1 protein-coding gene is annotated in these 395 nt (G+C 68.1%); it reads right to left on the bottom strand.

The genetic code is table 11. The features are described 5' to 3' along the window. Positions 1-395, bottom strand: a 395-nt coding sequence (locus tag NLM59_RS11525; protein ID WP_304417930.1) for a DUF362 domain-containing protein, incomplete at both ends; no start/stop codon positions are given.

Below are 395 nucleotides of genomic sequence, written 5' to 3'. Positions count from 1 at the left end.
CCAGCGTCGCCAACCGCCGGAACAGGAAACCGACATCCGGGTTGTCGTAACTCGCCGCCCCCGACGGGCAGACCGCGGCGCAGCCACCGCAGCCGGCGCAGACATCAGGGTCGATCTCCACGTGATCCCCGGACGGGGTGATCGCGCCGGTCGGGCAAATGTCGAGACAGCGCGAACATCCGGTCTGGCTGGCGCGCGAATGGGCGCAGATCAGCGGGTCGAAACGGACATAGATCGGCTTCTCGAACACGCCCACAAGCTGCGAGGCCTCGAAAACCGCCGCCTCCACCGCCGCCCGGTCACCGGGATCGGCCCGCAGATACCCCTCGCGCTTCGACGGCGCCGGAAATAGCGGTGCCGCTCCCTTGCGCAGGTCCAGGATCACATCGCATTCC

Source organism: Profundicola chukchiensis, from assembly GCF_029664245.1.
Lineage (GTDB): Bacteria > Bacteroidota > Bacteroidia > Flavobacteriales > Weeksellaceae > Profundicola > Profundicola chukchiensis.
This window is presented reverse-complemented; position numbering and strand designations above follow the sequence as displayed.